The organism is Streptomyces sp. NPDC093984 (genome assembly GCF_044764595.1).
Taxonomy (GTDB): Bacteria; Actinomycetota; Actinomycetes; order Streptomycetales; family Streptomycetaceae; genus Streptomyces; species Streptomyces cynarae.
Genome location: NZ_JBIWIM010000008.1, coordinates 294,501 through 302,507 on the forward strand (window position 1 = coordinate 294,501; position 8,007 = coordinate 302,507).

Annotated in this window: 6 protein-coding genes; all 6 read left to right on the top strand. The window is 71.6% G+C overall.

Going from position 1 to position 8,007, the window contains the following annotated elements:
* The first annotated feature begins 370 nt into the window (after positions 1-370).
* The 6 genes from ACIRC0_RS28110 (at position 371) to ACIRC0_RS28135 (ending at position 7,898) form a co-directional block, all read left to right on the top strand.
* Positions 371-1,621, top strand: a complete 1,251-nt coding sequence (locus tag ACIRC0_RS28110) for an amidohydrolase family protein (protein WP_403621098.1) — start codon at positions 371-373, stop codon at positions 1,619-1,621.
* Positions 1,622-1,656: 35 nt separating this feature from the next.
* The gene (locus ACIRC0_RS28115; RefSeq protein ID WP_403621101.1) at positions 1,657-2,562 is read left to right on the top strand and encodes a TIGR03619 family F420-dependent LLM class oxidoreductase; all 906 of its coding nucleotides are present in this window, start codon (positions 1,657-1,659) and stop codon (positions 2,560-2,562) included.
* Between the two features lie 12 nt (positions 2,563-2,574).
* Positions 2,575-3,351, top strand: coding sequence for an SDR family NAD(P)-dependent oxidoreductase (locus tag ACIRC0_RS28120; protein ID WP_403621104.1), 777 nt, complete (start codon positions 2,575-2,577; stop codon positions 3,349-3,351).
* A gap of 129 nt (positions 3,352-3,480) precedes the next feature.
* Positions 3,481-4,599 (top strand): LLM class flavin-dependent oxidoreductase, encoded by a 1,119-nt coding sequence (locus ACIRC0_RS28125; protein WP_403621107.1) that lies wholly within the window; start codon positions 3,481-3,483, stop codon positions 4,597-4,599.
* Positions 4,600-4,719: 120 nt separating this feature from the next.
* Positions 4,720-6,450, top strand: a complete 1,731-nt coding sequence (locus tag ACIRC0_RS28130) for an amidohydrolase family protein (RefSeq protein ID WP_403621110.1) — start codon at positions 4,720-4,722, stop codon at positions 6,448-6,450.
* Positions 6,447-7,898, top strand: a complete 1,452-nt coding sequence (locus tag ACIRC0_RS28135) for an aldehyde dehydrogenase family protein (protein ID WP_403621112.1) — start codon at positions 6,447-6,449, stop codon at positions 7,896-7,898. The genes ACIRC0_RS28130 and ACIRC0_RS28135 overlap by 4 nt, the downstream gene beginning before the upstream one ends.
* The last annotated feature ends 109 nt before the right edge of the window (positions 7,899-8,007 follow it).

Below are 8,007 nucleotides of genomic sequence, written 5' to 3' on the forward strand. Positions count from 1 at the left end.
CGAACCGTCCACAACCAAGAGGCCAGTTTGCCTTGTTCATGGCGGATGCGTCAGCCGTGGGAGACGGCGATCACAGGCCACTGTGCGGTGCGTCACAAGGTTCCCACACTCTCCGCATATCCGGAGCGCCTGGTCTGTCCCCGTCCCGAGCGTCCCGTCTGCCCCCGGTCCCGAGCGTCCCGTTCTGCCCCCCGGTCCCGGGCGTCCCGCTTGCCCCGCCTGCCCCCGGTCCCGAGTGCCCCGCCTGCCCTCGGTCCCGAGCGCCCCCTCCGCCCCCGGTCCGGAGCGCCCCGTCTCCCCCTGTCCGAAGCACCCCCGGTTCGGTCCGCAATAGCTGACGCTCCGTCAGATCAGCGCTACCTTGACCGGCATGGAGACCTCAGCGACCGGCACCGGCGCCGCCTTCCCGAAGATCATCTCCGTCGACGACCACACCGTGGAGCCCCCGAACGTCTGGCAGGACCGCCTCCCGGCGAAGTACCGGGGCACCGGGCCGCGCATCGTCCGCGCGCCCCTGAAGGAAATGACGTTCCTGGGCGGCAGGTTCGCCCCGGTCATGGGCGCCCCCGGCGACGAGGGCCCGCTCGGCGACTGGTGGGTGTACGAGGACCTGCACCGGCCCCTCACCCGCCTCGACACCGCCGTCGGGTACAGCAGGGACGAGATCAGGCTCGAGGTGATCACCTACGAGCAGATGCGCCCGGGCTCGTACGACGTCCCCCAGCGTCTCGCCGACATGGACGTCAACCACGTCCAGTCCGCCCTCTGCTTCCCCACCTTCCCGCGCTTTTGCGGACAGACCTTCACCGAGGCCAAGGACCGCGAGCTCGGGCTGCTGTGCATCAGGGCGTACAACGACTGGATGGTGGAGGAGTGGTGCGGGCCCGAGGCGCGCGGACGCCTCATACCCCTCACCCTCATCCCCCTCTGGGACGCCGAACTCGCCGCCGCCGAAGTGCGCCGCAACGCCGAACGCGGCGTCCGCGCCGTCGCGTTCTCCGAGATCCCGCCCCGGCTCGGCCTGCCCTCCGTCCACACCGACGACTGGGACCCCTTCCTCGCCGCCTGCGACGAGACGGGGACGGTCGTCGCGATGCACATCGGGTCGAGCAGCAGGATGCCGTCCACGTCCGCCGACGCCCCGCCCGCCGTCGGCTCCACGATCACCTTCGCCAACTGCTGCTTCTCGATGGTCGACTGGCTGATGAGCGGCAAGTTCGAGCGGTTCCCCGACCTCAGGGTGATGTACGCGGAGGGGCAGATCGGCTGGATCCCGTACATCCTCGAGCGCGCGGACGTCGTCTGGGAGGAGAACCGCGGCTGGGGCGGCGTCGCCGACAAGGTCCACCGCCCGCCGTCCGAGCTGTTCGCCGAGCACGTCCACGGCTGCTTCTTCGACGACGCCTTCGGCCTGCGGAACCTGGACGCCATCGGGGTCGGCAACGTCCTGTACGAGACCGACTATCCCCACTCCGACTCCACCTGGCCCAAGTCGCGCGAGGTCGGCGAGGCGCAGATGGGGCACCTGGAGCCGGACGTCGTCGAGCGGATCGTCCGGCGCAACGCCATCGAGCTGCTGGGGCTGACGGAGGACGGCCTGTGGCCGGGCGGCGGGCGTTGAGCGGGCCCCTGCGGCGCCGGCGCCTCCGGTACGGGATGCAGCTCCCCGTCCAGTCGCAGTCCACGCTCTACGCCGAGCCCTGGGAAGCCGGGGCCGGTCCGGGCGACCTCGTCGTGGTCGCCCGGGCCGCGGACGCCGCCGGGTTCGACTACGTCGCCTTCTGTGACCACGTCGCCGTCCCGCGCCGGCTCGCCCCCGCCATGGGCACGGTCTGGTACGACCCGGTGGCCACCCTCGCGCACCTCGCCGCCGTCACCGAGCGGGTGCGGCTGCTCAGCCATGTCGCGATCGTCGGGCTGCGGCATCCGCTCGTCACCGCCAAGCAGTACGCGACCCTCGACCACCTCTCCGGCGGACGGCTCGTCCTCGGGGTGGGGGCCGGGCATGTGCGGGAGGAGTTCGAGGCGCTGGGGGCGGACTTCGGGCGGCGCGGGCCCCTGCTCGACGAGGCGATCGACGCGTTGCGGGAAGCCCTCGGGCCCGAGGAGTTCCCGGTCCACCACGGGAAGGCGTACGACTTCGAAGGGCTCGGGCAGCGGCCCCGGCCCGCTCAGCCGCGCATCCCCTTCTGGGTGGGCGGCTCCTCGCCCGCCGCCGTCCGCCGGGCCGCGCTCAAGGGGGACGGCTGGCTGCCGCAGGGAGATCCGCGCCGCCGGCTGCCCGCGCAGATCGCCCGGATCGGGCAGCTCCGCGAACGGGCGGGGCTCGAGGGCCCCTTCACCGTCGGCGCCATCACCGAGCCCCTCTACATCGGTCAGGCCCACTGGGACGTCGGGCCGCGCACGCTCGGCGGCGCCCCGGAGGCGGTCGCCGAGTCCCTGCGGGCGTACCGCGCGATGGGCGTGGACCAGATCCAGGTGCGGTTCCGCAGCCGGAGCCGTGCCGAGCTCGCCGACCAGATCGCCGCGTTCGGGGCCGAGGTCGCGCCCCGCCTGGACTGAGGAGGAGGCCCCATGGGCAAGCTGGACGGGCGCGTCGTCATCGTCACCGGGGCGGCGCGCGGGCAGGGCGAGCAGGAGGCGCGGCTGTTCGCGGCGGAGGGCGCCCGGGTCGTCCTCGCCGACGTGCTCGACGACCAGGGGGAGGCACTGGCCAAGGAGCTGGGGCAGTCGTACGTCCACCTCGACGTGGCCCGCGAGGCCGACTGGGCCGCCGCCGTGGCCGCCGCGAAAGGGACGTACGGGCATGTCGACGGGCTGGTCAACAACGCGGGCATCCTGCGGTTCAACGCGCTTGTCGACACGCCCCTGGACGAGTTCATGAGCGTGGTCCAGGTCAACCAGGTCGGCTGCTTCCTCGGTATCCGGGCCGTCGCTCCCGAGATCGCGGCGGCCGGCGGCGGCACCATCGTCAACACCGCCTCCTACACCGCCATGACCGGGATGGCGGCCGTGGGGACGTACGCGGCGACCAAGCACGCCGTCCTCGGCCTCACCCGGGTCGCCGCGATCGAGCTGGCGCCCCGGGGGATACGGGTGAACGCCGTGTGCCCGGGGGCCGTCGACACCCCGATGTCCAATCCGGCCCGACTGGACCCGGAGGCGGACCCGCAGGAGACGTCCCGCGCCCTGGACGAGCTGTACCGCCGGCTCGTACCGCTCGGCCGGGTCGGCAGGCCCGAGGAGGTGGCGCGGCTCGCGCTCTTCCTGACCTCGGAGGACTCCTCGTACATCACCGGGCAGCCGTTCGTGATCGACGGCGGGTGGCTGGCCGGGGTCTCGATCGTCTGAGGATCCACCTGACTCAAGGTGTACCTGACTCACCGTCAGCTATTGACGGCCCAACGGGGCGGTGCGACAGTCGGCGGCAAGCCAATCTGACGATTCGTCAGATAGACACTCGTGGGGACGGTGACCTCCGTGGAATTCGGGCTCTTCGTACAGGGATACGTTGGCAAGCGGGCCGAGACCGACCCGCTCGCGGAGCACAAGGCGCTGATGGAGGAGACCGAGTACGTCATCCAGGCGGACAGGTCCGGCTTCAAGTACGCCTGGGCGTCCGAGCACCACTTCCTGGAGGAGTACTCGCACCTCTCCGCCAACGACGTCTTCCTCGGCTACCTCGCCCACGCCACCGAGCGCATCCACCTCGGCTCCGGGATCTTCAACCCGCTGGCCCAGGTCAACCACCCGGTGAAGGTCGCCGAGAAGGTCGCCATGCTCGACCACCTCAGCGGCAACCGTTTCGAGTTCGGCAGCGGACGCGGCGCCGGTTCCCACGAGATCCTCGGCTTCCTGCCCGGCATCACCGACATGGACTTCACCAAGGAGATCTGGGAGGAGACCATCGCCGAGTTCCCGAAGATGTGGCTGCAGGACGAGTACGAGGGCTTCCAGGGCAAGCACTGGTCGCTGCCGCCCCGCAAGGTGCTGCCCAAGCCGTACGGGAAGTCGCACCCCGCGATGTGGTACGCCGCAGGGTCCCCGTCCTCGTACGCCATGGCCGCGAAGAAGGGCCTCGGGGTGCTCGGCTTCAGCGTGCAGAAGGTCTCCGACATGGAGTGGGTGCTGGAGCAGTACAAGACGGCGGTCGTGGACGCCGAGCCCGTCGGGGACTTCGTCAACGACAACGTGATGGTGACGAGCACCGCGATCTGCGCGCCCACGCACGAGGAGGCGATCCGCATCGCGGTGAACGGCGGGCTGCACTACCTGCCGTCCCTGGTCTTCCGCTACCACGACACCTTCCCGCGCCCCGAGGGCTTCCCCGTGTGGCCGGAGACGCTCCCCGAGTACACCGAGGAATTCCTCGAACTGCTCATCGAGGAGGAGCTGCTCATCTGCGGCGACCCGGACGAGGTGCTGCGGCAGTGCAAGAGGTGGGAGCAGGCGGGCGCCGACCAGCTCAGCTTCGGGCTGCCGGTCGGGATACCGAAGGAGGAGACGCTCCAGACGATCCGGCTGATCGGCGAGCACGTGATCCCGAAGATCGACACGGATCCGGTTCATCGAACCAGCCGGTTCCGGGCTGCCGTGTGATCGCCGTCGCGGGCTGCGGGCCGGATGTGGCTGGTCGCGCCCACGCGGCGGAGCCGCACATCGATACAGCCCCGCGCCCCTCTGCGGCGCGTTGCCGCACCGGAGTTGAGAAGGAGCCCCATGCTCGACCACGTCATCAAGGGCGCGACCGTCGTGGACGGGACCGGTGCGCCCGGGTACACCGCCGACGTAGGTGTACGGGACGGCCGTATCGTCGCCATCGGCGCGGTCACCGAGGAGTCCCGTACGTCCGAGGACGCCACCGGCCTCGTCCTCGCCCCCGGCTTCGTCGACCCGCACACCCACTACGACGCCCAGCTGTTCTGGGACCCGTACGCGACCCCGTCGCTGAACCACGGGGTCACCACGGTCGCGGCCGGCAACTGCGGCTTCACCCTCGCCCCGCTGAACCCGGCGCGCCCCGAGGACGCCGACTACACCCGGCGGATGATGTCGAAGGTGGAGGGCATGTCCCTGGTCGCCCTGGAGGAGGGGGCGCCCTGGACCTGGCACTCCTTCGGGGAGTACCTGGACGCCCTCGAAGGGCGGATCGCGGTCAACGCCGGGTTCATGGCGGGGCACTGCGCGCTGCGACGGTACGTGATGGGTCCGGACGCGGTCGGCGGGCAGCCGACGGACGAGCAGCTGGACGCCATGCTCCGGCTGTTCCACGAGGCCATGGACGCGGGCGCCTGGGGGCTGTCGACCACGCAGTCCTCCACCCACTCCGACGGTGACGGGAAGCCGGTCGCCTCCCGGCACGCACGGCCCAAGGAGCTTCTGGCACTCGCCAAGGCGGTCGGCGAGCACGAGGGCACACAGATCGAGGCGATCGTCGCGGGCTGCCTGGACCAGTTCAGCGACCCGGAGATCGACCTGCTGGTGGAGATGAGCGCGGCGGCCGGACGCCCCCTGAACTGGAACGTCCTCACCATCGACGCGGCCGTCCCCGAACGCGTGCCGCGCCAGCTCTCCGCGAGCGAGCGGGCCCGGAAGGCGGGCGGCCGGGTGGTCGCCCTCACCATGCCCATCCTCACGCCGATGAACATGTCCCTGGGCACCTTCTGCGCCCTCAACCTGATCCCGGGCTGGGGACCGATCCTGGGCCTGCCCGTGCCCGAGCGGATCGCGAAGCTGCGCGACCCCGAGGTCCGGGCCGGGATGCTGCGCCGCGCCCACTCCAAGGAGGCCGGTGTCTTCCGCCGTCTCACCAACTTCGGGCGGTACGTCATCGGCGACACCTACAGCCCGCGCAACGAGGGCCTGACCGAGCGGGTCGTGAAGGACATCGCGGCAGAGCGCGGCCAGGACCCCTTCGCGTGCCTGGTCGAGATCTGCGTGAACGACGAGCTGCGCACGGTCCTGTGGCCCATGCCCACCGACAACGACCCCGACTCCTGGGCCCTGAGGGCCGAGACCTGGCGGCACGAGGACGTCCTGCTCGGCGGCTCCGACGCGGGCGCCCACCTGGACCGCATGTGCGGGGCGCCGTACACCACCCGGTTCCTCGGGGACTGTCTGCGCGGCCGGAAGCTGGTGCCGCTGGAGCAGGCCGTGAAGATGGTGACGGACGACCCCGCGCAGCTGTTCGGGCTCCGGGAGCGCGGCCGGGTGCGGGAGGGCTTCCATGCCGACCTGGTCCTCTTCGACCCGGAGCGGATCGGCGCCGGGCAGGCCACCCTGGTGCACGACCTGCCGGGTGACAGCCCGCGCCTGGACTCGCGGGCGATCGGGATACGGGCCGTGTGGGTCAACGGCGTCGAGGCGATCCGGGACGACGCGGTGACCGGGGCCGTGCCGGGGAAGGTGCTGCGCTCGGGGCGGGACACCAGGACGGTGAGCACCACGTGACCGAGCGGCAGCGGCTGTTCATCGGCGGCGCCTGGGTGGAGCCGGACGACGGCCACTACCAGGTGACCGACCCGGCGACCGAGGGGATCGTCGGGTGGGCTCCGGAGGCCTCGCGGGAGCAGGTGCGGGCCGCCTGCGCCGCGGCCCGCGAGGCGTTCGGACCGTGGTCGGAAACGCCGCCTCAGGAGCGGGCGGCGGTGCTGGCGCGGACGGCCGACCTCATCCAGGGCCGCCTGGGGCCGTACGCCGAGCTGGCGCAGTCGGAGAGCGGCGCGACGACCGGCACGGCGCGCGGAATGCAGGTCGGGGTCGCGGTGGCGCGTTTCCGGCGGTACGCGCGGGTGGAACCGGTGGAGCAGCCGCTGCCGCCGCAGATCAACGAGGCGGGGCCGTTCGGCCCGGCGACCGTCATGGGCGCCCTGGCCGTACGCCAGCCGGTCGGCGTGGTCGCCTGCGTCACCTCGTACAACAACCCCTGGGCGAACCCGGCCGGCAAGGTCGCGCCCGCGCTCGCGATGGGCAACACGGTGGTCGTGAAGCCGGCCCCGCAGGACCCGCTGTCGGTGTACCGCATGGCGGAGGCACTTCAGGAGGCGGGCGCGCCGCCGGGCGTGGTGAACGTGGTCGGCGGCGCGCGCCCGGAGGTGGGCGAGGCGGCCGTGGAGTGCCCGGAGGTCGACATGGTGAGCTTCACCGGCTCGACGGCCGTGGGGCAGCGCATCGCCGAGGTGTGCGGCCGGTCCATGAAACGGCAGCTGATGGAGCTGGGCGGCAAGGGCGCGGCGCTCGTCTTCGACGACGCGGACCTGGACGCGGCGGTGGCCGGAATCGGCACCACGTTCTCCTTCTACAGCGGCCAGATCTGCACGGCACCGACGCGGGTGCTCGCCCAACGGGGCGTGTACGACCGGCTGGTCGACCGACTGGCGGCGTACGCCCGCCACTTGAAGGTCGGTGATCCGCGTGCGCGGGACACCGTGGTGGGTCCGCTGATCTCGGCGGCGCACCGGGACCGTGTGGAGGCGTACGTCGAACTGGGCCGCAAGGAGGGCGCACGGCTGGTCACCGGCGGCGAACGGCCTCCGCACGACCGAGGCTTCTACGTCGCGCCCACCCTTCTCGCGGACTGCACGCCCGACATGCGGGTGGTCCGGGAGGAGATCTTCGGCCCGGTGGTCGTGGTGGTCCCCTTCGACGGGGAGGAGCAGGGCATCGACCTGGCCAACGCCTCCGACTACGGCCTGATCGACTACGTCTGGTCGGGCGACGTGGCCCGCGCCTTCCGCGTGGCGCGCCGGCTGCGCGCGGGCGGCGTCGGCGTGAACACGGTCGGCCGCAACATGGAGGCGCCGTTCGGCGGCTTCAAGAAGAGCGGGGTGGGCCGCGACGTGGGCTCCTACGCCCTGCACGCCTACAGCGAGTTGCAGGCCGTCGTGTGGTCGGCCTGATCCGGACGAGAGGCCCTAGCTTGATCTTTAACCTCCGGCGTCGAATGGTGCGTCGAACTTGATCACTCGGTCCGGTAACTGCCGTACGCAGAAGCGGCCTTCGTCTGAA

Bases quoted from the DNA above. Each gene is read 5' to 3' on its own strand.
- ACIRC0_RS28110 (WP_403621098.1), top strand. From the start codon at position 371: ATGGAGACCTCAGCGACCGGCACCGGCGCCGCCTTCCCGAAGATCATC.
- ACIRC0_RS28115 (WP_403621101.1), top strand. From the start codon at position 1,657: ATGCAGCTCCCCGTCCAGTCGCAGTCCACGCTCTACGCCGAGCCCTGG.
- ACIRC0_RS28120 (WP_403621104.1), top strand. From the start codon at position 2,575: ATGGGCAAGCTGGACGGGCGCGTCGTCATCGTCACCGGGGCGGCGCGC.
- ACIRC0_RS28130 (WP_403621110.1), top strand. From the start codon at position 4,720: ATGCTCGACCACGTCATCAAGGGCGCGACCGTCGTGGACGGGACCGGT.